At 59.6% G+C, this 23,455-nt stretch carries 21 protein-coding genes; 5 read left to right on the forward strand and 16 right to left on the reverse strand.

All coding sequences use genetic code 11. From position 1 onward, the window contains the following. The 3 genes from trkA to C1H66_RS11565 all read left to right on the forward strand — a co-directional run bounded on the left by trkA (position 1) and on the right by C1H66_RS11565 (position 4,232). Positions 1–1,374: a Trk system potassium transporter TrkA gene (gene trkA / locus C1H66_RS11555; protein WP_102626472.1), complete on the forward strand. Its 1,374-nt coding sequence runs from the start codon at positions 1–3 to the stop codon at positions 1,372–1,374. Positions 1,375–1,471: 97 nt separating this feature from the next. Next, a complete protein-coding gene (locus C1H66_RS11560; RefSeq protein ID WP_102628035.1) occupies positions 1,472–2,920 on the forward strand; it encodes a TrkH family potassium uptake protein in 1,449 nt (482 codons plus the stop codon). Positions 2,921–2,984: 64 nt separating this feature from the next. Further along, on the forward strand, positions 2,985–4,232 hold the full coding sequence (locus C1H66_RS11565; protein WP_102628036.1) for a TraB/GumN family protein: 1,248 nt from the start codon (positions 2,985–2,987) through the stop codon (positions 4,230–4,232). Positions 4,233–4,235: 3 nt separating this feature from the next. Here the strand turns inward: C1H66_RS11565 and C1H66_RS11570 are convergent, their stop codons facing one another. The 3 genes from C1H66_RS11570 to aceK are packed head-to-tail and all read right to left on the reverse strand — an operon-like array spanning position 4,236 to position 7,569. Beyond that, complete coding sequence (locus C1H66_RS11570; RefSeq protein WP_102628037.1) at positions 4,236–4,988, reverse strand: tRNA-uridine aminocarboxypropyltransferase; 753 nt, start codon at positions 4,986–4,988, stop codon at positions 4,236–4,238. Positions 4,989–5,041: 53 nt separating this feature from the next. Further along, positions 5,042–5,791 (reverse strand): SIR2 family NAD-dependent protein deacylase, encoded by a 750-nt coding sequence (locus C1H66_RS11575; protein ID WP_102628038.1) that lies wholly within the window; start codon positions 5,789–5,791, stop codon positions 5,042–5,044. A gap of 20 nt (positions 5,792–5,811) precedes the next feature. Beyond that, positions 5,812–7,569 carry a bifunctional isocitrate dehydrogenase kinase/phosphatase gene (aceK, locus tag C1H66_RS11580; protein ID WP_102628039.1) on the reverse strand — a complete coding sequence of 586 codons (1,758 nt, stop codon included), beginning with the start codon at positions 7,567–7,569 and terminating at the stop codon, positions 5,812–5,814. Between the two features lie 234 nt (positions 7,570–7,803). Between aceK and C1H66_RS11585 the strand changes: the two genes are divergently transcribed. Next, the gene (locus C1H66_RS11585; RefSeq protein ID WP_102628040.1) at positions 7,804–8,964 is read left to right on the forward strand and encodes a cation diffusion facilitator family transporter; all 1,161 of its coding nucleotides are present in this window, start codon (positions 7,804–7,806) and stop codon (positions 8,962–8,964) included. 80 nt (positions 8,965–9,044) lie between these two features. Here the strand turns inward: C1H66_RS11585 and C1H66_RS11590 are convergent, their stop codons facing one another. The 3 genes from C1H66_RS11590 to C1H66_RS11600 form a co-directional block, all read right to left on the reverse strand. Next, positions 9,045–9,353: a hypothetical protein gene (locus C1H66_RS11590; protein WP_102628041.1), complete on the reverse strand. Its 309-nt coding sequence runs from the start codon at positions 9,351–9,353 to the stop codon at positions 9,045–9,047. A gap of 137 nt (positions 9,354–9,490) precedes the next feature. Beyond that, positions 9,491–9,721, reverse strand: coding sequence for an ADP-ribosylglycohydrolase family protein (locus tag C1H66_RS11595; protein ID WP_205738655.1), 231 nt, complete (start codon positions 9,719–9,721; stop codon positions 9,491–9,493). A 56-nt stretch (positions 9,722–9,777) separates the two neighbouring features. Next, positions 9,778–10,047 carry a hypothetical protein gene (locus tag C1H66_RS11600; RefSeq protein ID WP_102628043.1) on the reverse strand — a complete coding sequence of 90 codons (270 nt, stop codon included), beginning with the start codon at positions 10,045–10,047 and terminating at the stop codon, positions 9,778–9,780. 205 nt (positions 10,048–10,252) lie between these two features. On the opposite strand from C1H66_RS11600, the gene C1H66_RS11605 reads away from it, so the two are divergent. Beyond that, on the forward strand, positions 10,253–12,088 hold the full coding sequence (locus C1H66_RS11605; protein ID WP_102628044.1) for a PHA/PHB synthase family protein: 1,836 nt from the start codon (positions 10,253–10,255) through the stop codon (positions 12,086–12,088). Positions 12,089–12,263: 175 nt separating this feature from the next. Here C1H66_RS11605 and C1H66_RS11610 read toward each other — a convergent pair whose 3' ends face one another. The 10 genes from C1H66_RS11610 to C1H66_RS11640 all read right to left on the reverse strand — a co-directional run bounded on the left by C1H66_RS11610 (position 12,264) and on the right by C1H66_RS11640 (position 23,319). Next, entirely contained in the window at positions 12,264–13,067 is an 804-nt protein-coding gene (locus C1H66_RS11610; RefSeq protein WP_205738656.1) for a class I SAM-dependent methyltransferase, read from the reverse strand. A 997-nt stretch (positions 13,068–14,064) separates the two neighbouring features. Further along, entirely contained in the window at positions 14,065–14,385 is a 321-nt protein-coding gene (locus tag C1H66_RS22610) for a hypothetical protein (protein WP_146010716.1), read from the reverse strand. 181 nt (positions 14,386–14,566) lie between these two features. Beyond that, positions 14,567–15,076 (reverse strand): hypothetical protein, encoded by a 510-nt coding sequence (locus C1H66_RS11615; protein ID WP_102628046.1) that lies wholly within the window; start codon positions 15,074–15,076, stop codon positions 14,567–14,569. Positions 15,077–15,171: 95 nt separating this feature from the next. Continuing rightward, positions 15,172–16,701, reverse strand: a complete 1,530-nt coding sequence (locus C1H66_RS11620) for a Dyp-type peroxidase (protein WP_102628047.1) — start codon at positions 16,699–16,701, stop codon at positions 15,172–15,174. Continuing rightward, positions 16,701–18,140 (reverse strand): hypothetical protein, encoded by a 1,440-nt coding sequence (locus C1H66_RS11625; RefSeq protein WP_102628048.1) that lies wholly within the window; start codon positions 18,138–18,140, stop codon positions 16,701–16,703. Before C1H66_RS11625 ends, C1H66_RS11620 begins: the two co-directional genes overlap by 1 nt. Positions 18,141–18,243: 103 nt before the next feature. Then, entirely contained in the window at positions 18,244–18,828 is a 585-nt protein-coding gene (locus C1H66_RS22615; RefSeq protein WP_146010717.1) for a hypothetical protein, read from the reverse strand. Positions 18,829–18,845: 17 nt separating this feature from the next. Then, positions 18,846–19,106 (reverse strand): hypothetical protein, encoded by a 261-nt coding sequence (locus C1H66_RS22620; protein WP_146010718.1) that lies wholly within the window; start codon positions 19,104–19,106, stop codon positions 18,846–18,848. Between the two features lie 428 nt (positions 19,107–19,534). Then, positions 19,535–20,011, reverse strand: a complete 477-nt coding sequence (locus tag C1H66_RS22625) for a hypothetical protein (RefSeq protein WP_146010719.1) — start codon at positions 20,009–20,011, stop codon at positions 19,535–19,537. 473 nt (positions 20,012–20,484) lie between these two features. After that, a complete protein-coding gene (locus C1H66_RS11635) occupies positions 20,485–21,465 on the reverse strand; it encodes a DUF3644 domain-containing protein (protein WP_102628050.1) in 981 nt (326 codons plus the stop codon). 399 nt (positions 21,466–21,864) lie between these two features. Beyond that, on the reverse strand, positions 21,865–23,319 hold the full coding sequence (locus C1H66_RS11640; protein ID WP_102628051.1) for a caspase family protein: 1,455 nt from the start codon (positions 23,317–23,319) through the stop codon (positions 21,865–21,867). Positions 23,320–23,455 lie beyond the last annotated feature (136 nt).

The following is a 23,455-nucleotide window of genomic DNA, read 5'->3' on the forward strand; positions in this document are numbered from 1 at the left end:
ATGAAGATCATCATTCTCGGCGCCGGCCAGGTCGGCGGCACCCTGGCCGAACACCTGGCCCGCGAGGAGAACGACATCACCGTGGTGGACACCGACGGCGAACGGCTGCGCGAGCTGCACACCCGGCTCGACATCCGCACCGTGGTCGGCCCCGGCTCCTACCCCATGGTGCTGCGCCAGGCCGGCTGCGAGGACGCCGACATGCTGATCGCGGTGACCAGCCAGGACGAGGTCAACATGATCGCCTGCCAGGTCGCCCACACCCTGTTCCGCACCCCGACCAAGATCGCCCGGGTGCGCGCCACCGCCTACCTGACCCGCAAGGGGCTGTTCGCCCACGAGGCGGTGCCGATCGACGTGCTGATCAGCCCCGAGCAGGTGGTCACCGACCACATCCGCCGGCTGATCGAGCACCCCGGCGCGCTGCAGGTGCTGGAGTTCGCCGGCGGCCTGGCCCAGCTGGTCGCGGTGAAGGCGGTCTACGGCGGCCCGCTGGTCGGCCAGGATCTCGGCTTCCTGCGCCGCCACATGCCCAGCGTCGACACCCGGGTGGCCGCCATCTACCGCCGCAACCGGCCGATCATCCCGCGCGGCGATACGGTGATCGAGGCCGACGACGAGGTGTTCTTCATCGCCGCCCGGCGCGACATCCGCGCGGTGATGAGCGAGCTGCGGCGCCTCGACCGCGACTTCCGCCGGGTGATGATCGCCGGCGGCGGCAACATCGGCGAGCGCCTCGCCGAGCACCTCGAGCACAGCCACCAGGTCAAGATCATCGAGCACGGCCTCGAGCGCTGCACCCAGCTCTCCGAACGCCTCGACCGCACCGTGGTGCTGCACGGCAGCGCCACCAGCAAGCGGCTGCTGGAGGAGGAGAACATCGAGGACTGCGACATCTTCTGCGCGCTGACCAACGACGACGAGGTCAACATCATGTCGTCGATGCTGGCCAAGCGCATGGGCGCCAAGAAGGTGCTGACGCTGATCAACAACGCCGCCTACGTCGACCTGGTGCAGGGCGGCGAGATCGACATCGCCATCTCGCCGCAGCAGGCGACCATCGGCAGCCTGCTGACCCACGTGCGGCGCGGCGACATCGTCAACGTGCACTCGCTGCGGCGCGGCGCCGCCGAGGCGATCGAGGCGATCGCCCACGGCGACACCCAGTCGTCGAAGGTGGTGGGGCGGGCGATCGGCGAGATCGATCTGCCGCGAGGCACCACCATCGGCGCCATCGTGCGCGGCAAGGAGGTGCTGATCGCCCACGACGACGTGGTGGTAGAGTCCGGCGACCACGTGATCCTGTTCGTGATCGACAAGCGCCGCCTGCGCGACGTGGAGCGGCTGTTCCAGGTCGGCCTGACCTTCTTCTGATGGAGCCACGGCACTTCCCGATGGAGTCACCCCGCTTTCCGAGAGAGCCCCACCCGCTGGTGCCCGCCAGGCCCCGTGACGCAAGGAGAGTCGCCCGATGAGCCTGCGCATGATCCTGCGCATCCTCGGCCTGCTGCTGATGCTGTTCAGCCTGACCATGATGCCGCCGATCCTGATCTCGCTGCTGTTCCAGGACGGCCTGTGGGAGGCCTTCGCCATCGCCATCGCCATCACGGTGCTGACCGGGGCGGTGATGTACCTGCCCAACCGTCGCGCGCGCAAGGAGCTGCGCACCCGCGACGGCTTCCTGATCGCCGCGCTGTTCTGGAGCGTGCTGGGGCTGTTCGGCTCGCTGCCGCTGATGCTGGCCGATGCCTCGGCGCTGTCGGTCACCGACGCGGTGTTCGAGTCCTTCTCGGGGCTCACCACCACCGGGGCCACGGTGATCACCGGCATCGACTTCCTGCCCGAGTCGATGCTCTATTATCGGCAGCAGCTGCAGTGGCTGGGCGGCATGGGGATCGTGGTACTGGCCGTCGCCATCCTGCCGACCCTGGGGGTCGGCGGCATGGCGCTCTACCGTACCGAGATCCCCGGCCCGCTGAAGGACTCCAAGCTCACCCCGCGCATCACCGAGACCGCCAAGGCGCTGTGGTACATCTACGCCTCCCTGACCCTCACCTGCTTCCTCGCCTACCTGGCCGCCGGCATGAACTGGTTCGACGCCCTGGGCCACAGCTTCTCCACCGTCGCCATCGGCGGCTTCTCCACCTACGACGCCAGCATCGGCCACTTCGACAGCGCCACCATCGAGCTGATCTGCGTGGGCTTCATGATCGTCTCGGCGATGAGCTTCAGCCTGCACTTCGCCGCCTGGCGCGAGAAGCGCCTGCGCCACTACCTGCAGGACCCCGAGGCACGCTTCCTGCTGCTGTTCCTGGCCGGGCTGACCGTGATCACCGTGATCACGCTGTGGCTGACCGCCACCTACGATACCCAGCGCGGCCTGCGCCACGGCCTGTTCCAGGTGGTCTCGGTGGCGACCACCGCCGGCTTCGGGGTGGCCGACTTCTCGGCCTGGCCCGGCGCCCTGCCCTTCCTGCTGTTCGTCGCCGCCTTCGTCGGCGGCTGCTCCGGCTCCACCGGCGGCGGCATGAAGGTGATCCGTATCATCCTGATCCTCAAGCAGGGCATGCGCGAGGTGATGCGCCTGATCCACCCGAGTGCGGTGATCGCGGTGAAGGTGGGCAGGGTGAGCGTGCCCGACGGCATCGCCCAGGCGGTATGGGGCTTCTTCTCGGTCTACGTGATGCTGTTCTTCCTGATGCTGGTGGGGGTGATGGCCACCGGCGTCGATCAGGTCACCGCCTGGTCGACGGTGGCCTCGGCCCTCAACAACCTGGGCCCGGCCCTGGGCGAGGCCTCATCGAATTACGGCGACCTGCCGGTGCTCGCCAAGTGGATCCTGGTCATGGCCATGCTGCTCGGCCGCCTGGAGATCTTCACCGTGCTGGTGCTGTTTACCCCGGCCTTCTGGCGGCGCTAGGTGGTTTGGCCCACCGCCCGGCTTCGTGGATAATCAAACCTTCACTCCTACACACCGAGCGTCCATGACCGACTCCCAGGACTCCGTGATCGCCCCCCGCCGGGATGACGCCATCAGCGGCCCGCGCCGGGTCGTCGAGGTGGGCGAGACCCGCTATACCCTGCTGGGTACCGCCCATGTCTCCGCCGAGAGCGCCGCCGACGTGCGCGAGCTGGTTCGCTCCGGCGAGTTCGATGCCGTGGCCATCGAGCTGTGCGGCTCACGCCACCAGAGCCTCGACAACCCGGATGCCCTGGCCGGCCAGGACCTGTTCGAGATCTTCCGTCAGGGCAAGGCCGGCATGGTGGCCGCCAGCCTGGCACTCGGCGCCTTCCAGCAACGGGTCGCCGAACAGTCGGGGATCGAGCCGGGGGCCGAGATGCGCGCCGCCCTGGAGGAGACCCGACGCGCCGACCTGCCGCTGCTGCTGATCGATCGCGACGTCGGCGTCACCCTCAAGCGCATCTACCACAATGTCCCCTGGTGGCAGCGCTTCGGGTTGTTCTCGGGGCTGCTCGGCAGCGTGATGTCGCGCCAGGAGGTCTCGGCCGAGGAGATCGAGCGGCTCAAGGAGGGCGACGTGCTGGAGTCCACCTTCAGCGAGTTCGCCGCCGAGTCCGAGTCCCTCTACCTCCCGCTGATCACCGAGCGGGATCGCTACATGGTACTGCGCCTGGCGGAGGACGCACCGCCGGGTCGCTACCGCAACGTGCTGGTGGTGATCGGCGCCGGCCACATGAAGGGCATGGCCGAGCAGCTGGAAGCGCCGCTGCCCGCCGAGGCCTCACGGGAGCGAGAGCAACTCGAGGCGACGCCGCCCCCCTCGCGGGTGTGGCGGGCCCTGCCCTGGCTGATCACCGTCCTGGTGTTGACCGGTTTCGCCATCGGGTTCTCGCGCAACACCGGCCTGGGCTGGCAACTGGTCGGCGAGTGGTTCCTGATCAACGGCGTGCTCTCGGGGCTCGCCACCCTGGTGGCCCTGGCTCATCCGGTCACGGTGGCCGCCACGGTGGTCGCGGCTCCCCTCACCTCGCTCAACCCCACCATCGGCGCCGGCTTCGTCGCCGCCGGGGTGGAGCTCTGGATGCGCAAGCCCAAGGTGCGGGACTTCTCGACCCTGCGCCACGACGTCACCGAGCTCAAGGGCTGGTGGCGCAACCGCGTCTCGCGCACCCTGCTGGTCTTCCTGACCGCCACCATCGGCTCCGCCGCCGGCACCTGGATCGCCGGCTTCCGCATCGCCGGGGCGCTGTTCGGCAGCGGCGCCGCCTGATTCCTATCGGGCCTGGCGCTCGAGCAACCGCCGCATCGCCGCCGTCGGCGCCTCGAGCTTCTCGAAGCGCCGGCTGGCGGCATAGCTGTCGTTGAAGGCGTCGAAATAGTCGTCGAGGGTATCGGCAGCCGCGGCATCGCCGCTCTGCCGCAGCAGCTCGGCGGCCACCTCGGCGGTACAGAGGTGCGCTGCCGAGGCCGGCTTGCGCAGCCGGTAGCGGGTCTGGCGGGCGGTGGCCAGGGGCAGCACCGGCAGGTCGTCGAGATAGGGACTCTTGCGGAAGATGCGTCGGGCCTGGCGCCAGGTACCGTCGAGCAGGATAAAGACCGGGATCCTTTCCTCCTGCTTGACGCGGGACACGGCCGCCATCCCCACCACCCGGTCGGCATAGTCCGGCTGGTCGTCGGGGAAGATCACGAAGGGGCAATAGCGCGGGTCGTCGAGCAGTGCCAGCAGCCGCTCGTCCGGCACGGTGCGATACCAGGTGAACACCTCAGTATCGGGCAGCACGTCGCGGATCAACCGCCCGGTATTGGTCGGCTTGTGGTGCTCCATGGCGTGGGTCAGCAGCCACACCCGGGCCTCGCTCACGGCGGTGACCCGGTAGGGGCAGAGGCAGTTGAGCTCGGGCAGGTGACAGCCCGGGCAGCGCGCGACGAAGCTGCCGCGCGCCTTGAACTCGCGCCGCGGCGGGCGGGAATGACCGGTGGCGGGGTCATGGTCGATGACGGCGTCGTGGCGGGTATCGTCCAGCATGGCTCGGGGATCGTGGCAAGAGGGGCGGACATTCTACCATCCTCCCCCGGGCATCACTCCAGCAGGGTCTCCGGCACCCACAGTCGCCCCGCCCGCGTCCAGTGCCGCACCAGCGCCGGCACGCCCTCGCCGGCGAGCCGGCTGAGCCTGGTCACCCCGGGGGCCGCCAGGACCTCGGCCTCGGGGTCGACCAGCACGCAGGGGGCGTCGAGGGCGGCATGGTCGAGCAGCGAGGCGGCCGGCATCACCGCCAGCGAGGTGCCCACCACCAGCAGCAGGTCCGCCTCGGCGACGATCTCGCAGGCCTCCGGAAAATGCGGCACCGCCTCGCCGAACCACACCACGTCCGGACGCAGCTGGCTGCCCTTGTCGCACAGGTCGCCCAGGGCGATGCCGCCACGGGGCAGCGGGTAGCGCATGCGTGGATCGACGCTGGAACGCGCCTTGAGAATCTCGCCGTGCAGGTGCAGCACGTGGCGCGAACCGGCCCGCTCGTGGAGGTCGTCGATGTTCTGGGTGACGATGCTGACCCGGAAGCCCTGCTGCTCCAGCGCCGCCAGGGCCTTGTGGGCGGCGTTGGGCCGGGCCCGGCGCACCTGGTCGCGGCGCTGGTCGTAGAAGCGCAGCACGCGCTGCGGGTCGCGCCGCCAGGCCTCGGGGGTGGCGACCTCCTCGATGGGGTGGTCGGCCCAGAGACCGTCGCCGGCACGGAAGGTCTGGATGCCGCTCTCGGCGCTGATGCCGGCACCGGTGAGTACCACCAGATGGGGTCGGTCGTGCTCGCGTGTGAACTGGCTCGCCATCATTCGCTCATGGTTGCCGCTCAGTAGACCAGGCCATTGCCGTCGCTGCCGGCGAAACGCTGCTTGTTGCGGTACGGATAGACGTCGATCACCCGCCCGTCGCGAATGGCCTGCTGCAGCCCTTTCCAGTAATCGGCGTCGAACAGCTCCGGGTGCAGCTCGTAGCAGAGCTTGCGCAGGCGGATATCGGCGAACAGGAAGGGGCCGAATTCCTCGGGGAAAATATCATTGGGTCCCACCGAGTACCAGGGCTCGCTGGAGAGCTCCTGCTCCGGATACATCGGTTCGGGGATGTGGCGGAAGTTGCACTCGGTGAGGTAGCAGATCTCGTCGTAGTCGTAGAAGATCACCCGGCCGTGACGGGTCACGCCGAAGTTCTTCAGCAGCATGTCGCCGGGAAAGATGTTGGCCGCCGCCATCTGCTTGATGGCGTTGCCGTAGTCCTTGAGCACCGCGTGGATCTCGGCTTCGTCGCACTGCTCCAGGTAGAGATTGAGCGGCGTCATCATGCGCTCGGTGTAGCAGTGCTTGATGATCACCTTGTCGTCCTTGAGGTAGACGGTCGAGGGCGCGACCTCCAGCAGATGGTCCAGGCACTCGGGGGCGAAATGGTCGGCCCGCGCGATGAAGTTGGAGAACTCCTGGGTATCGGCCATGCGCCCCACCCGATCGTGGCGCTTGACCAGGTGGTACTTGTCGCGCACGTTGTCGCGGCTCATCTCCTTGGAGGGGTCGAAACGGTCCTTGATGATCTTGAACACCGTGCGATAGGACGGCAGCACGAACACCGCCATCACCATGCCACGCACCCCGGGGGCGATGATGAACTTGTCCGCGCGCTTGGCCACCTGACGGTTCAGGCCACGGAAGAACTCGGTCTTGCCATGCTTGTAGAAGCCGATGGCCGAGTAGAGTTCGCCCTCGGGCTTGTCGGGCATCAGCTCCTGCAGGAAGTCGACGAATTCGCCGGGCACCTGCACCTCGACCTGGAAGTAGGCGCGGGTGAAGGAGAAGATGATCGACACCTCCTCGGGCTCGATGATCACCGTGTCCAGGTGCACGCCCTCGCTGGCCTCCTGCCGCTCGCCATGCAGGATCGGCAGGACCAGCGGCACCTGTTCTCCGCCGCCGCGGATGCGCCCCACCAGGTAGGCCCCCTTGTTGCGGTAGAAGACGCTCTTGAGCATCTCGACCTCGGCATCGACGGCGTCGAGAATCGCCGCCGGCAGATGGCTGGAGAGGAAGTCCGCCCCCAGGCGGACATCGCGCTCGAGATTCTCGAAAGGGGTCTCGAGCGGCGCCTCGGCCATTGCCCAGCGCAGCGCCCTGGCCCAGTCCCCCTCCACGGATCGGCGGCGCGTCAGGGTGAGACCGGAATGGTGGGCGGCGGCCTCGCGGGAACTGTAGACGAACATCCAGTCATTGCGGATGTGCCGGTGGTGGAAGATCGAGCAGAACAGCGAATTGAAGTAGGTCTCGGCCAGCTCGTAGTCGAGCCGCTGGCTGATCAGCTCGGCGTAGTGGCCACGCGCCTCGCGCCAGCAATCGCAGTGGGTCAGCACCTCCTCCTCGAAGGTCCGCTGCAGGCGCACCAGGGTCTCCTCGACCTTCTCGTCGTAGAGGTTGATGCGATCCGCCGAGGCTTGCTGGGCCTCGCGCCAGGCGGCATCGCGGAAGCGCCGGCTGGCATCCGCGGTGATCTGCTTGAAGCGCGAACGATATTCGTCGAACCCGTGCAGCACGGTGGCGGCGAGGCGGTAGGCGGGCGAGAGCTTCATGGCGGACTCCGGGCAGCATGAAGTGACCAGCATCGCGGATTCCGGCGACTTTGGCGAGCCGACCATGGTGGGGCGGGCGGTAGTGCCGTGACACACCGGCCGCGCGCTCCCGCCGTCTCGACCGGGCCCATCGCCGTTGCTCGACTCTCGGCGCCGGCGCCCCCTGATGCCGGCAGCTCGACTGCGGTAGAATCGGGGCCCTGCCGAAACGAGGCTGATTCGACGAGGGTCGACATGGCGACGTCACACCCAGACGACTACCGTGATGCCCAACGCGTCACTTACCTGGCTGCCTGGCTGGACGGCCTGCTGGGCCTGGCCAAGGTGATCGTCGGTGCCCTGGTGGGCTCGGCGGCCCTGGTTGCCGACGGCATTCACTCCTTTTCCGACCTGGTCACCGACGGCCTGGTGCTGGCCGCTACCCACTACGGCCGCCAGGGGCCGGACGAGGACCACCACTACGGCCACGGTCGCATCGAGACCCTCGCCACCCTCTTGCTCGGCAGCGTGCTGATCTTCGTCGCCGGCGGCATCGCCTGGTCGAGCCTGCACCGCCTGTTCTCGGCGACGATGATCTCCCCGCCGGGCCTCTGGGCCATGCTGCTGGCCCTGGTGGCGCTGCTCGCCAAGGAGGCGCTCTTCCATGTCACCATGCGGGTCGCCAAGCGGGTGAAGTCCCGCCTGCTGGAAGCCAACGCCTGGCACTCCCGCTCCGACGTGCTCTCCACCGCCGTGGTGCTGGTGGCGCTGGTCGCGGCCCAGCTCGGCGTCGGCTGGCTGGATGCGGTCGCGGCGGTGATCGTCAGCCTGCTGGTCGGCAAGGTCGGCTGGGACCTGCTCTGGGAATCCGGGCGCGAACTGGTCGATACCGCCCTGCCCATGGAGGAACAGGCCAGGATGCACCGGGTGGCGCTGGACGTCCCGGGGGTGATAGGGGTCCACGATCTGCGCACCCGACAGTCGGCGGGGCGCGCCATGCTCGACCTGCACGTGGTGGTGGGCCCGCGGATCAGCGTCTCGGAGGGCCACGAGATCGGCAACGAGGTGAGCCGGCGGCTGCGCCGCGCCTACCCCGCCCTCACCGACCTGACCTTCCATATCGACCCGGAGGACGATGCCGGCGAGGGGGACCCCAGTCGCTTCCCCGGGCTGCCGCTGCGTCCCGACGTCGAACGCGAACTGGCGATGCGCTGGTCGCACCTGGAGTGCTGGCCGATGATCGAGATGCTGGACCTGCACTACCTGGATGGCGCGGTGACGGTGGTGGCCTGCCTGGACGAGCTGGCTCCCCTGGAGAGCCAGGCCGTGGTGACCAAGCTGGAGGCCAGCGCCCGCGACCTGCCCTGGCTCTCCCATGTGGAGGTACGGCGGCTGGCCATCCAGTCCACCGCTTGATCACCACCATCAGGATGGGGCTCGACAACCGCCCTGATCGATACCCTCCAGTGGGCGGCCAGCGAGCTCCTCGGCGAGACTCACTCCACCACGCGATAGATCTCCCAACGGGTGGAGCCGCTCACCACCAGGGACTCGATCGCCTTGCCCCACTCGCGGTGATCGGCGCGCTCGGCGAGCTTGTCCCACTGGGCATTCAGCGTGGCCATGTCCGCCACCCGCAGGTCCACGGCGATCACCGACTCGGCGACGCCCACACTCCCGGTGGTGATGGTGTAGTCGGTCTGGCCGATCTCGCGGCCGATGGTCGACCACCACTCCCGGGTCTTCTCGATCAGTTCCTGCTTGTGCCCGAAGCGGGCCTGGCAATACCAGCGTGCAATGATCATGACATCCCCCTGCGTTCTCGGGTCCGGTTGCGATGCGCCGGGAGCCCCGGCGTCCACAGGGACGCAACAGGCGACGAGGGGGTTCCCGCCGTCCCGCCACTCCCCGCTTTATCGACGCCCCAGAGGTGCGGTCACCCTCAGGTCAGGAGAAAGCGGGCCTCGAAGGCCTCCGCCACCGCGCGCAGGTCGGGCGTCAGCCTGGCGAGGGTCTCGCGGCGCAACTCCTCGGGCAGGCCACCATGGAAGGCCTCGGCCATGCCCCCCGCCATGCAGGCCTGGGTGTCGGCGTCGCCGCCCAGGGAGACCGCATTGCGGATCGCCGCCTCGACGCTCGAGGCCTCCAGGAAGGCGGTGATCGCCGGCGGCACCGAGCATGGCGACCGCCTCCCGACTGGCGAGTGTGGATGACGTCCCTCCCTGGCGATCACTCCTGATAGGGCTCGTCAGAGCGCGGGGCGTCGGGCGCCTGCTCGTCCAGGGATTGACGATACTTGATGCAGCCCCGCATGAACGCCGGCCATTCCGGTACCACCGGCACCGGGTCCGTCTGCTCGGGCAACAGGCTCCAGAGTGCCGGATGATGCCAGCAGAGGTCGTGCCCGCTGCAGTCGCGATGCTCGCGGATCGCCTGCCGCAGCGTCCTGACCTCGGCCAGCAGCTCCTCGCGCGTCATCCTGCTCAGGTCTTCGTCCACGTTCGCCTCCTGGAAGACTCCTGGTCCCTTCACCACAAGCCTAGCTGGATGACGGCGCTACGGTTGCGTCTCCCCCAGCCCCTACGATACTGAAACGATAGGTGGCGGCAGATAGGTCAGCGCATCAGCCCTGGTGCGTCGACCTGCCTCCGGCCATGGATCGGACGACGCCGCCATCGAGTCGCACTCACCAAGGGGCAAGGCCATGAATGACCCGAAACCGTCGTCAGCGAAGCCAGGCGATCAACCCGACGAGCTGGCACGGCGCTATGCCGAGGCCCTCGAGCGATTGTCGGCCGGGTCGTCCCTGGCCTGGCAGGGCTGGCTCGAGCGTCAGACGCGCGGGGATTTCTTCACCCTGCCCGACCCGGCGGTCGCGGCCAAGGCGCTGACCAGTCTGGGCCAGCAGTTCCTGCTCCATCCGCAACGCGCCCTGGAGGTCCAGCAGCAGCTGTGGCAGGGCTACACGACGCTGTGGCAGAACACCACACAGCGCCTGTTCGGCGAGGCGCCGTCACCGGCCCTCGAGCCCGCCCCGCGGGACAGGCGCTTCAAGGGCAAGGGCTGGGAGGAAAACCTCTTCTTCGACATGCTGCGCCAGGCCTACCAGCTGACCGCCGAGCAGTGGTTGAAGGGGGTGCATGAGGTCACCGAGGACCTGGACCGCGACGAGCGGGTGAAGGTCGAGTTCTATGCCCGACAGCTGATGGACGCCCTCGCCCCCAGCAACTTCGCCACCAGCAATCCGGAGGTGATCGAGGCCACGGTGCACACCGGCGGCGCCAACCTGCTGCAGGGCATGGCCAACCTGATGGAGGACCTGGCGCGGGGCGAGGGGTTGCTGCGCATCAAGCAGAGCGATTCGACCGGGCTGGAGCTGGGCAAGAACATCGCGGTGACCCCGGGCAAGGTCATCTACCAGAATGAGCTGATGCAGCTCATCCAGTACGCGCCGGCCACCGAGACGGTCGACCGCCGGCCGCTGCTGATCGTCCCGCCCTGGATCAACAAGTTCTACATCCTCGACCTGACCCCGCAGCGCTCCTTCATCCGCTGGGCCGTCGAACAGGGCATGACGGTCTTCGTCATCGCCTGGGTCAATCCGGACGAACGTTATGCCGAGGTGGCCTTCGACGACTACCTCACCCGGGGCACCCTCAAGGCCATGGAGGTGGTGGCGGAGGTCACCGGCGAGGAGACGCTCAACACCATCGGCTACTGCATCGGCGGCACCCTGCTGGCCAGCACCCTGGCGCATCAGGCCGCCCGGGGCGATGAGCGGGTGCACAGCGCCACCTTCTTCACCACCCTGCTCGACTTCAGCGAGGTGGGGCCGCTGGAGGTGTTCATCGACGAGGAGCAGATCCGCTACATGGAGCAGCACATGGAGCAGCGCGGTTACCTGGAGGGCACGCATCTCTCCAACGCCTTCAACCTGCTGCAGTCCGCCGATCTGATCTGGGGCTTCGTGATCAACAACTACCTGCTCGGCCGCGAGCCCCAGGCCTTCGACCTGCTCTACTGGAATTCCGACTCCACCCGCATGCCGCGGCGCATGCAGAGCTTCTACCTGCGCAACATGTACCTGGAGAACCGCCTCGCCGAACCCGGGGGCATCTCCCTGGCGGGGGAAGCCATCGATCTGGGCAAGGTGCGCATCCCGACGTTCTTCGTGGCGACCGAAAAGGATCACATCGCCCCCTGGCAGTCCTGTTACCGCGGCGCGCACCTGCTCGGCCGGCGTCCCCGCTTCCTGCTCGGCGGCTCCGGCCATATCGCGGGGGTCATCAACCCGGCCGGCTCGCCGAAGTATGGCTACCGGACCTATGGCCACCTGCCGAAAGATCCCGAGCGCTGGCTGGCCTCGGCGACCCACCATCCGGGCTCCTGGTGGCCGGAATGGCGCCACTGGATCAAGCGCCACGCCGGAGGCCAGGTCCCCGCTCGCGAGCCCGGTGGCGAGCGCTTCCCCCCCATCGAGGAGGCGCCAGGTTCCTATGTCCGGGTGCGGGTCGACGACGCGATCACGCCTGGCGGGTGAGGGGCCGGTGGATCTGAAGTGACCACCGCCAGGTGACCAGCCCTTCCATCATGCGCGCCTAAAGTTCTCTATACGGCCAGAATTGAACGTTCAGAAAATCCTGATTTAACGTCCAAGCTCAGGCGCGTTGCCGCGTCAGCGGCGACGTCGAATGGAGCACCTGGTTGGGCCGCCGCTATGGCTTACGTCCTCGAACGGCCCATGCACGGGCAATGAGGTGGATAGACCCATCCTTCGAAAGCGGGAGTTCGGATCGAATCCGCTCCCGGAGCACCGCGCGACGATCGTCGCTCAACGACACTGCGTAGCCAGGCGCCGGCCCTTGTCCTCCGAGAAATGGGGACCAATAATCGTCGAAATCGCGGAAGTCGGTGGCGACATCGATCGGACATACCTCGACTTCGCTCAATCCGGCCTGCGCGAACAGTTCGGTAAGCGGTGTCGGTTGGCAGATCGGAAAACGACGGCCTTCATCGAGGTCGATTGCCGAAGCATCCAAGGCAACTGCCGCATTCCAGAAGTAACGCATCAGCTCCATTTTCCCAGCGTAATCCCAGACATACGCCGCAACGACCGAACCCGGACGCACAACCCGAGCCATTTCCGCAACTGCCTGGGGCGGCCGTGGCACGAAGTTCAAGACAAGGCCTGAAACGGCGGCGTCCAGACTCGCTGTATCAATGGGGAGTGACTGGGCGTCCCCGACCTCGAAGCGCACGTATGGACTCGCGATGCGCGCCTTCGCGTACTCGGTGTAGCCGGGCGAAGAATCGATGCCGATGACCGAGCTTGGATTTCCAGTCTCGATGATGGTCTGGGTCAAGGCACCGGTTCCACATCCGACATCCAGCCAGGCCTGTTTTTCTGGCACCGCTAGCCAGTCCAAAAACGCCTTGGCCACCTGTCGGCTCCAGCGCCCCACATAGGGTTCATAGAGGTCGCCGGCGGCCCACACATCTTTCCGCTCAGACGGTTCCACGGTTATCTCCCTCTTCGCCTGTAGGATGAGGCCCAACAGGTATGAGACGGCGTGCTTGCAACTGACTTGAACGCGCATGCGCGTTCAACAATGTTATACCGCGCGCTGGTCTGTCTCCTAACCTACTGAAGTTAGCAAACATTAAGTATAGCTCAGCCAAATAACACCAATCACCACGCATGCTGCCTTTGCCGGCATGGCCGCTCTGGGTCGTCAACTACCTTAAACACCCATCAGCATAGGCTAAGGTTACTTACTCGGCCAGAATAGTCTGCAACTTGGGGTTGTGGGAGCGCAGATTTTCTGCGCGATTGAAGAGGGCAGAATGGCAAAATTCGTCGCATCATCCTGGCCGAAACACCTTGCAGGAGCCGCTGTAGCGGCATTCAATAGATGAGCCATCTATTTGAGGGAAAGATTCTTTGAGGAACCGTCAATAGGGAAGCACAGGCTAATAAAGAAATTACTGGCAGACAGAAACCGGCCAACAGCGGACGTTCAGCGCGAGCTGATATAACGTCGATAATCAGCCGCGCGGCTTTTTGCGTCGGCTGAATTAGCCTTGCTATGTACAAGCACTCATAGGCCATCCTGCGCCATTCTCCAAGTAACTACTTAATCTTTAAGGTGTTTACGATTATTGTCATATCCAAGGATTCAAAGTTATAGTTGGAAATGATGTCTGGGTTCCGTGTTGTGACAGGAAATTCTTCCCATTGACCAAAGCGACTCTTCCAAAATTCAGGCTCCCACTCTGAGCCAACGATAATATTCTCTATAACCCACTTTTGATCCTCATTGCGCTGTGCCTTCACTTCCGCTGGCTCGCCGGAACCCTTCAGGGAAATTGGGTGTTTATACTCTATATTTTCGTCTACCCCGGACAATTTTGACACTTCATCCTGAAAGCCCAAGCGAGGATAAAAAGTTGCCTCAACCTCGTATTAACCAGACGGAAGATCGCTTACATCGAATGTAATCTTCCCAGTCCCATTCGCTAATCTAACACGTTGATTTTTCCAATCCAAACGTCATCTGGAGCCTGATTAGATATACTGATACCAGCCATTATCTCAATTGTGCCTGGTATGTTTGTAGCAAACTCCAGCAGAAGTTTATTGTTATCTAGCTGAGTTGAGGCGGATATTGAGTAGCCTTCTCGTGGATGTGAGATGGCCTCCTGCTTGGTCATATCCTCTGAACCGGAAACATTACTAGAACTCATCGAATCACTTTGAGTATCACAACCAAATAAAACACCAGAAGCCACTGTAGCAATGAAAAGGGCCTTGATGACGTCAAATCTAGAAAAATTCACATGGCTCCTCCCATCTTATTTCTTCACATAACGCTAAACTAAGCGGCGGCTGAAAGTCGTCCGCCTTACGCGGATTGTTAATAGAGGCCAGCAATGAGACCATCAACAAAAGAATAGAGTAGTATCAGTGCTGCTATCAGCGCGAAACCCACAGAAGTAAAGAAGATGTACGGCCACAGTTTCATGAAGCGCTGAATTCTGGCCATTTCAGATTTGCCATAGTCGGCAGGAAACTGATGAAGCTTCTGAGCCTTTCCAGTTCCAACACCTGATTATTAACCTGGGTTGCGCGAAGCCACGAACCGTAAATCTCGAAAGTAATACAGATCAGTAACGAAATCAGAGCACAGAGCCCGACGGATAGAACCTGCCACTTCTCTAGGGAGTCTCTAGTGAAATTCCATACAGCAAACAGACCGGCATAGCCGCCAAGAATAATCACGTTCGCATATTGTTTGGCATGCTCATAAGTCCCAGAGATTACGGCTTTCTGGTCTTCAATAAACTCACTCAATTCTCTAGATCCATCCTCAGGCGACCTGCTCTCTTCGGCTTCTAGGCGGCTATACAAGCTGGTTAGTTCGTCCAGAAGATTGTCAATGCTGTCGATTGCAACAAGGCTGTCCCCATTGCTTCGGGCTTTCCTAACTTCTTTCCGCATGTCGTCAACAGGGTATCTCCAGTCCCACATCATTTGATCCTATTAACGTCCAATTGGTTTGAAGGATATCCTACGAGCAAATGATCTCATTTATTGTGCTCGGCATAGCCAATAACTTCCAAGGATCAACTAGGCGACTCTTCGTCGACATGTAGCAGATGTCTTAAACCACCGATACTAGGCACAACGAAGTAGCCACCGCCCGTCGCGACAACCCAGCGTCCATCGAGCGGGCACCGTTGCTGGCGCCGGCTGGGCGAGAAAAGCTGGATGCGGCGCTCATTGTCGAGTGTCCCATTCTGACCGATGATCGGATCGGCTCCGTCCCCGGTGGGGCGCTGTGTAGCGTTGGCCCAATTGACCTGCACGAACTTGAACTGCTCGACGATCGATGTCTGATAGGAAAGAAAAAGCAGGCCGCGGTCCGCGTCTGACATTTCCTCTTCTTCGGGGCCGAACGCAATACCACGACGCAGCATGAGCTTGCCGGAATGGTGTTCCTGCCCGATCTCGGAGATACCATCGCGAGGGTTGACCTGCCGGATATGCGAGGCACGAGGACAACCGAACCCCAACGGGTCGGGAGGGACTGCGGGGATGGTCTCCGGGGGATCCCCGCCTCCTGCCAGCGGCGTCGGGCTCAGGGAGGCGAAGAACCGGAAGTTGTTGATGCGGTTTTGATCGTCGCTAATGTCCGGGTCGGCGTTCTCGGGCGAAGCCGTAAGCGGTGTGCCGTCGGGCCAGCGTCCCACGAGATGGGCGGATACCCACCCCTCGGGGACGTTCTCGCCTTGCTCCATGAGGTGCTGCTCCATCTTGGTCACCGCTTCGCGGAACACGCGGACGTTCTGCAGGAGCCGGCGAAACACGAGGTAGGAGCCGTTGCGCATCCATGGGACAGGCGGCGGCATCTTTGCTCCGGGCTGCGTGAGGCTGGACGTCTGACAGGGGTAGCCGAAGAGGAAGGAGCCGGGCCAGATGAGCAATTGGCCCGGTTTGGCGAAAAGCTCAGACCTTGGATCCTCGGCAGCGATCACTCGCCGGCTGACGAACTCGCCGCCTGGAGTGACGCCGCGCATCGCAGGCTGTGAGATGCCATCCTTGAAGCCGAAGAACTCCTTGTCGCCGGCGCGCCGGCGCCCGTACTCGATGAGCACGGGTGTCCAGTGGGGCGCGAGCATCGACAGCCAGCGCTCGACGGCCTGCTCCAAGGGCACGCGTTCCGAGTGCCCGGCGATAAGCAGCACATCGACCCGGTCGTCCTCCGAAGTCTCAAACGTCCAATCTACCGGTATGGAGTCTTGTCCAATAGGGTCGCCAAGCGAAGCCGCATCAGCGCGCATTCCCATGTGAAAGCTGAGGTCAAACCCGCTGGTGTCATGGCCCCAAGCGCGCAGGGCCGTTGCTGCGATGGAGAGAGCTAGCAACGGGATTTGCTGCATTGGGCGTGGAAGGCCTGCGACCGCGGCCTCCCGCCGCGAGCCTTTCAGGTGAAGGCTGTCAGCCATCGTGGTCACTTCGGGCAGCAGGTGGCCCAACGCCGCACGTCCCTCTGCCGGCGCCCGGAGCTGTAAAGCGATTACTACGGAATGGCTAGTCCCGAACCCCGGGAACACATGTCCCTGAATATCTGTGGCATCCAGCAACGGCTCCATCAGCCCATCCTCTCGCCGGAGGTCCTCGGAGCGCCTCTAACCGCGGTCATCCGGGACTCGTCGGGCGCCAGGGTGACCGGAGCCTCCATCCAGCGTTCGTCGTCGTTGGCCGGGCAGTCGGCGTCGGGATCGATCGCGAGGAAGTACTGCGGGTCTTTTGTCGGGTGTGCACACGCCCTGGCAGCACATTCGGCCAGTGGGTTGTCTCCACTCGCCGGCGTTGCGATTCCGTGGATGACCACGGTGGTCTGGCGGGCAACCGGTCCACCGGTTGACAGGGGGTGGCGGTCAATGGCGCAGGACTCGAGACCGTAGTCCGCGCCAGCCGGGGGATGGACGGAGAAGCGCAGGACGCGTGCGAGCCCGTCTTCGTCCTCGAAGGTGCCGCGATGGACCGTGAGGATTTCATCGCGTTCCACCGCGTTGCCATCGGGATCGCGGAAGCCACTGACGTCGATATTTCCGATGTACAGGCCGATCGGATTGGAGACCATGACCTGAAACCCGCTGAGGGCCAGGGTGTTGACCGACTGGCCGATCGTAGGATCCGAGTTCCTGTTCAAGGCGCCGTAACCGCCGCAAGCCGTGAGGGCGAAACGATCGACGTTAGCGCCCAGATCAGGGCGGATGGCGAATCGCTGCGTGGCGCGGGCGGCAAGGTTGATCTCGGCAAACAACGTGTTGTTGCGTTGGGTAAGGTGTACGGCACCACGCTCCGTGTTCCACTTGTTCCAGCGGTTGTACTGACCCGCCTCATAACCCGTGAGGCGAACGTGGCCGACGATCTGGAGTCGACCGCTGACCCGCACAAGCTCCGGGCATAGCACGTCGTGTTGGAAGAACAGATCCTCCTTGGGGACATTAAAGCCCAAGAGCTCGGAGTAGAGCTCCTGGGCAAGATCTGGATCTCCCTCGGCGAGGGTCTCCCAGTACTCCGGTGCTTCCGCTGTGAAGTCGATGCGCGTGATCCGATTGGTGACCGGGTCGCGCACGACAAACCATTCCAGGTACTCGTCCTGGGGACGTTCTACCAAGGAGAAGGCGTCTTGGAAGGAGGGCTCACCGTCGATCTCCGGGATGAGCATCCAGCCGTTGGTGGGGTCCGCCGGAACCTGGAAGAAGCGGTCACCAAATTTCACATACGTGAAGCCATTCAGGATTTCTGCCGAGCGGTGGGCGCGATTCATCCGTCGGGCACGTTCCACCAGATCCGGGTTTTTGTCGATATTGAGCCACGCGTCGTAAATCCGAGGAAATCCGGTCCACGGAATGACCTCGCGTGCCGCAGTGTCGTCTGCATCCAAAGGATCGAGGAAACGTGCGAGATCGCGATATTGATCGATCTGTTCCTTGACTCGTTCATGCCAGGCCTCCTCGAGATGGTTTGCGATAGAGGAGCGGGCGAAGTCATCAATCCGGCCGGGGGGCAAGTATTTCATCGAGTATCCTCCTGATGGTTCATTGATTTAGTAGTTGTTTATTGCCTAACGTTTCAAACACCGGCCGAGCACAGCGAGGCCCGAGTGCTTTGACTTATTAGAGCTAATTGGACAACACTCCATGCTTATTAAATTCTCTTAACAAAGCATCTAATGCTTCTTTAATTTCTTTGTTTCTAGAAACCAAAAGTCTAGTACTAGCACTGATGCTTTGATCGATGTTTTGGAATCGCTTTTCCAAACTGGGATCTGTGGTTCCTTCCTTTTCCCAGTAGGCATTTTCATGTTTCACAAGCAGTTCATTATGGAGAGAAAGTTGACCAAGCAAAGTCTTGATACTGCTGTAGACATTAACGATAAGTTTTCTCAATTCATGATCTTTAATTCTGCCTAGCATATCTACGTTTCCTTCGTAGATCACAAAAGGAGTGCTAATCTCCGGATAAAAATCAGTGAGGGCATAATTATCCTCCGCCGCAGATAGCTTGTCACCAATGCCTTCCTTGTAAGCCTTCCAAAACACGTCTAATTCATCATGGAGCGCCTGCTTGTAATTAAATAATTCCTTCTCTCGATCTTCTTCATCCTTTTTTGCATTTAAAGTGTGAGAAATTATAACCGATATTAATGCAACTCCTGCACCAATTAATGAGCCAGCCAGGCCTGACCCTACGACACTCCAGTCCATTTTCCGCCCACCCCTAGCTATGGAGTCTTTTTCACATAAATATCATTATTGCAATGGGGGCACTTTGTATTGCTATTCGAACTTTGAGATCCTCCTCTGGGAACTGACGAAGGCACACCAGCTGCAGCATAGAAACCTCCTGCCTGCTCAATATTGAACCTAAGTAATCGTATGCAAAACTCTCTTGCCTCTTCATCCAGCATCTCATTGTTTTTCAGAGCGACTCCCAGATTATTTAAAGCTTGAATTGTTTGATCTATTTCATTTTGCAAGCTCATGTTTATTCTCCTTGTGAGTTAACTTGTTACTCTAACTGTTCAGCATTTGTTCAACACCAATCATTGTGCCGACTGCATAACACCGATGAGCGTGCCAGCAGCATTTACCGCCATGTCGGCTTTGGGTCCAGGCTGTGTGAAAACTCCTCGGCTCTCCTGAAGAAGGTGCTTGTACGCGAAATCTGGAGAGAATTTGCCTTGCAACTGCCTCAGAATGCGCGAGAGAGCACCATTTTTGATCAATTTATGACCGGCCCGAGACGCTCCAAGCGTTTTCACACAGCCTCGGTCGTCAACTGCCCTAGCCATTCCGTCAGAGTAGGCTAAAGCTCTCCATCCGGCCAGAAGCTGGCCTTCAGCGCATCCTGATATGACGGGGAAGCTAAGCGGCGGCGGCAAAGTCGACGTCCGCTTGAGACTCATATGTGTTAGATAATCTTAGGGGTTAAATTCTGTTCGTAAACTTCAATGCCAACCACCTTGTATCGACAAAGCGGATCGACTCCATCCCAATCTTCGGGCATTCTATAAGCCAATCCGGACTTATTGAGAAGCGAATTTTCCATTCTAGTGAGAGTGCAGGTGACCAGATATTGAGCCAGACACACCCGAACAGATTCAGCGTCAATGGATTCGAGATTTAGAATTCGTTCAAGTGTGTACCTGAAAGGAATGGCATGATCATAGATAAGCCCACCGCCATTGTTTGGAATATTTTTCGCAGCGTTTGATCGAAACCTGCTTAAAGCATATTTATTCATTCTGGCTTTCTTTTCCCACAAGAAAAATATGGGCTCACGAATCGCTTTGGCGTAACAGGACCTGGGCATTCCCATATCGCGAACTCTTTTGCAGTATCGAGCTGCTTGTGCAATCAACTCCAATCTATCACCTTCACTCAGCACTGAATCTCTCCATTACCTAACGGTTAATGTGATGGGCCGGATGTAAGCAAGCGAAGCGCTGCTTGCAAGGGGTCATTTGCACTTAACGAAGATGCTACGCGTAATGATTGCGCCGGATTGCGCTTGAAACCCACCAGATGCCGCCAGCGATGTAGCGGTATAACCGCCTGATGCAGTAGAGAAGGGAACCGCTTCGCCGGATTGGTTTAAAACCACATACCCTTGTGTCCCGCAGAGTTCTCCCGCTTTCTCAAGGCAACTACCAAAGTTTTGAACGGCGCCATCGCAGCTAATGCTGTGGCCTTTAGATCCGTCAGCGAGATATACCTCTTTGGACGTGGCGCATCCCACTAGAGTGGCGACGGCTGATACAGCGACTAACAAACCCATTCTCATTGTTCTCTCCTCTTCTAACACGGAGCGCACCGGCGCACTATAGTGCGTCCGAGTGCCGCGAGTTGTTGAAAAATCCCTCACCTGTAACGGTCGCCGCCGGCTTCACAAAGTTTTATGCATCGCTCCACCCAACTTTCGTACCAAAACCAAGTACCTGAAACCTCAACGCCGTATCCTTTGCCAGGATTCTTTGCGTCCTCGCTTTTCCAGAAATTGACGTGCTCGGGCTGGACACGGAACTTGGGAAATCCTGCTTCCCTGACAAGTTGTGCAACCTCTGACGGCCGATACTTCGGACGCTCCACCTCTTTTTTTACCCAATATTCTTTATCAATTGCTTTAGCAAGTTCCGAATCAGGTTTGATGAATTCTATGACACTATCAGCTTGACCAGGCCTGTTCACCATCTTCTTCTTAAACAGCAGTCGATACGAATATTTTGAACTGTTGTAATCATCGTGGTCTAATATGCCATCAAATTCCGCAATGTATGCTCTTATATTTCCTGGTATCTGAGCTTGTGGTGCTCCACCTTGAATTTGCTCTTGTGCAATCTGAACAAATTGCAAGCTGTAGGTGAGATGCTCATCCAATCCATGCTTTTCACCAAACAATTTTTTGATGTAATCATTGAAGTTCAGTGCACATGCCTGATAACGACCACTTAAGTAGGAATCGAGAGAGCGAGTCATCTGATGCTCAATTTCGTGGCGAAGGCCGATAAGGAAGTGAAGATTATTTGCGGTATCTTTGTCTATTGGGGATTGCTCGCAATTCAGGCAACGTTCCAGCTCCCAGTGCTTGTACGCTCCCTTTTTCGTTTTGTCGAAGGTCTTTCTTTTTAGCCCTTTGCGATGATAACGATATTCAATTCCTTGGGAGCGATAGTAGGCATGCATGAGATAAGTCCAAGCGATTATCATCAGAACGATGTAGGTTTCTGACTTGAACTTAATGAGAGGATCATTGAAGATTTTTACCGCCGATAAGGCAGCAGCCCTGGATTTGGTGATCAGCTCCGCCTTGACGGAGCCAATTGTTCTATTCCTTCCTGGCACAGATCCTCCTTTGTACAGTGATTCGACTTCCTATTCTATGATTGGATGAACGTGCCAACAGCATCTCCCGGAATGTCTGCTCTGGCCCCAGGCTGTGTGAAAACTCTTGGCTATCCTGAAGATGGCGTTTGTACGCGAAATGTGGAGAGTCTTCACCATCTCACTCTACTCCAGAATTAATCAGAGAGTACGATGTTTGATTAATTTTTTGACCGCCACGGAATTCCCCTAACGTTTTCACACAGCTTCGGCCGGAAGCTGCCAAACATTTTACATCAGCATAGACTAAACCTTCTCTATCAGCACGTGCGGGGACTTATCATGCGCTAACGAAACGTCGTAATCGCAGGAATAAAAAACAATGTTAATAACGACATTAGATTTCTACACATGAATTTGTTAAGAGACCCTTTCATCATTGTAGTCAAACTTATCTAGTATTGGATGCAATGTATATTCGGCATACCCATCTAGCAGCTCACGAATATTTTTTTCAACTTCAGTCTTGTCTTTTATGTACACTTCATAACCAGACCACTCACATGACGACTGGACTATCTGCTTTACACCCCACTCCCTAGACTTGTACCTAAAAAAGGAAGCTAGGATTGCTATTTTTGTTTGTGAAAGGAAAGGGAAAATAAGACATCCGGTATCGTCTATGTTGGGGTATCTTGATTCCAACCGCATAAATATATGATCAAATGGCAACTCTACAGTTGAGCTAGCCCCAGTAATTGCCATGTAGCTCTCTGTTTTCATTGGAATGTCTTCGCCTAGTATTGAAGTTGCTGCTATAAAACCAGCTAAAGCCGCGCTTCTCGGAACTTCTCTGTTTCTGGCCTCCTTTTCAATTCTTGCAAAATAGTTGGTCTCGTTCTTAGATAGGTATTTCCCTAGATAATCGGTGTAAATCGGTATCCCCGAATCACTCTGAAGCTCTACCTTGCACTCGTATAGCTGGCATATCTGATCTTCAAATTGGAAAGTAGTGGCGATTTTGCGTAAAAGCTTCACACATTCAATCGCTTCATCTTCACTGCAGTAATCCACGGACTCCTCTTCAATGAGCTGCAATAGTGATTTCGGGTCATTGAACTGCTTTGACTCAGCCATGACTTCTGAGGTTATAATATCGCGTATTGCGCTAGATATATCACTCGATATAAAACCAAAAACCTCTGTGTAGCTGCCTTGCATTACGAAAAATGGTGTTTGCTTTGCATTCGAAGAGAATGTATCTGCTAGGCTATCTAAAATATCTTTGTATCTAATTTCTTGGTCATTTCGATCGATGAATGCTGCCAAAAAAGCTGCTGTAAAATCACTTATTTCGTTGCTTTGATAAGAGCTTTGATCGTTTTGTGAAGAATAATAAAAATAACAGTTATTGAAACTTTTTTCTGATCTATCCAAATACTTCTGGAAGGACTCTGGATCTTTAACATGCCGAGTCCCTGACTGGCAAGCATCAACAATCTTGATCGTGAGATTGGCCGACAAATTCCTTAGTAGATTATCAAGCTCTCCATTGCTCAAGCATGTCTGATTCTTTTTAGAGCTTTCATAGTCTGTAAGGACGTAATAAAATTCGTCGTCTTCAAATAGGCCATGACCAGTGAAATAGAAGATCAGCTCCTCGACATCCTCAACGGAATACTTGTCGACAAAAGCGGAAAGTTTTGACTTTAGGGGTTTGCTACGTGTAGAGCCACTTTCGGTAATGAGCAATACATCGTCACACTTATCTGACATTTCAAGCAATTGATTTATTGCTTGAACGTCATTCACGCAGCCTGGCAAGTCAGATGCATTCTTGTATTCACTAACCCCAATGATTATGCCTAAATTCATTATTAATAACCTCCGTGCTCACTTGGGATTGCTTGCTATCAAAAATAATAAAAATGCCCACATTGTAGTAGCATGGTCATGCCGTTTGAAATTTGGCACGACCGCTTAGGGTCGTCATCTGCCTCAGCCATCACAT

This window comes from Halomonas heilongjiangensis, from assembly GCF_002879645.1.
Classification (GTDB): domain Bacteria; phylum Pseudomonadota; class Gammaproteobacteria; order Pseudomonadales; family Halomonadaceae; genus Halomonas; species Halomonas heilongjiangensis.

What these genes read in the sequence shown, in the direction of transcription:
- C1H66_RS11640 (WP_102628051.1), bottom strand. Translation starts at nt 23,319, where the DNA reads ATGAATTTAGGCATAATCATTGGGGTTAGTGAATACAAGAATGCATCT.
- C1H66_RS11605 (WP_102628044.1), top strand. Translation starts at nt 10,253, where the DNA reads ATGAATGACCCGAAACCGTCGTCAGCGAAGCCAGGCGATCAACCCGAC.
- trkA (WP_102626472.1), top strand. Translation starts at nt 1, where the DNA reads ATGAAGATCATCATTCTCGGCGCCGGCCAGGTCGGCGGCACCCTGGCC.
- C1H66_RS22620 (WP_146010718.1), bottom strand. Translation starts at nt 19,106, where the DNA reads ATGAGCTTGCAAAATGAAATAGATCAAACAATTCAAGCTTTAAATAAT.
- C1H66_RS11620 (WP_102628047.1), bottom strand. Translation starts at nt 16,701, where the DNA reads ATGGAGCCGTTGCTGGATGCCACAGATATTCAGGGACATGTGTTCCCG.
- C1H66_RS11560 (WP_102628035.1), top strand. Translation starts at nt 1,472, where the DNA reads ATGAGCCTGCGCATGATCCTGCGCATCCTCGGCCTGCTGCTGATGCTG.
- C1H66_RS11590 (WP_102628041.1), bottom strand. Translation starts at nt 9,353, where the DNA reads ATGATCATTGCACGCTGGTATTGCCAGGCCCGCTTCGGGCACAAGCAG.
- C1H66_RS11575 (WP_102628038.1), bottom strand. Translation starts at nt 5,791, where the DNA reads ATGGCGAGCCAGTTCACACGCGAGCACGACCGACCCCATCTGGTGGTA.
- C1H66_RS11565 (WP_102628036.1), top strand. Translation starts at nt 2,985, where the DNA reads ATGACCGACTCCCAGGACTCCGTGATCGCCCCCCGCCGGGATGACGCC.
- C1H66_RS22615 (WP_146010717.1), bottom strand. Translation starts at nt 18,828, where the DNA reads ATGGACTGGAGTGTCGTAGGGTCAGGCCTGGCTGGCTCATTAATTGGT.
- C1H66_RS11570 (WP_102628037.1), bottom strand. Translation starts at nt 4,988, where the DNA reads ATGCTGGACGATACCCGCCACGACGCCGTCATCGACCATGACCCCGCC.
- aceK (WP_102628039.1), bottom strand. Translation starts at nt 7,569, where the DNA reads ATGAAGCTCTCGCCCGCCTACCGCCTCGCCGCCACCGTGCTGCACGGG.
- C1H66_RS11615 (WP_102628046.1), bottom strand. Translation starts at nt 15,076, where the DNA reads ATGTGGGACTGGAGATACCCTGTTGACGACATGCGGAAAGAAGTTAGG.
- C1H66_RS11625 (WP_102628048.1), bottom strand. Translation starts at nt 18,140, where the DNA reads ATGAAATACTTGCCCCCCGGCCGGATTGATGACTTCGCCCGCTCCTCT.
- C1H66_RS11585 (WP_102628040.1), top strand. Translation starts at nt 7,804, where the DNA reads ATGGCGACGTCACACCCAGACGACTACCGTGATGCCCAACGCGTCACT.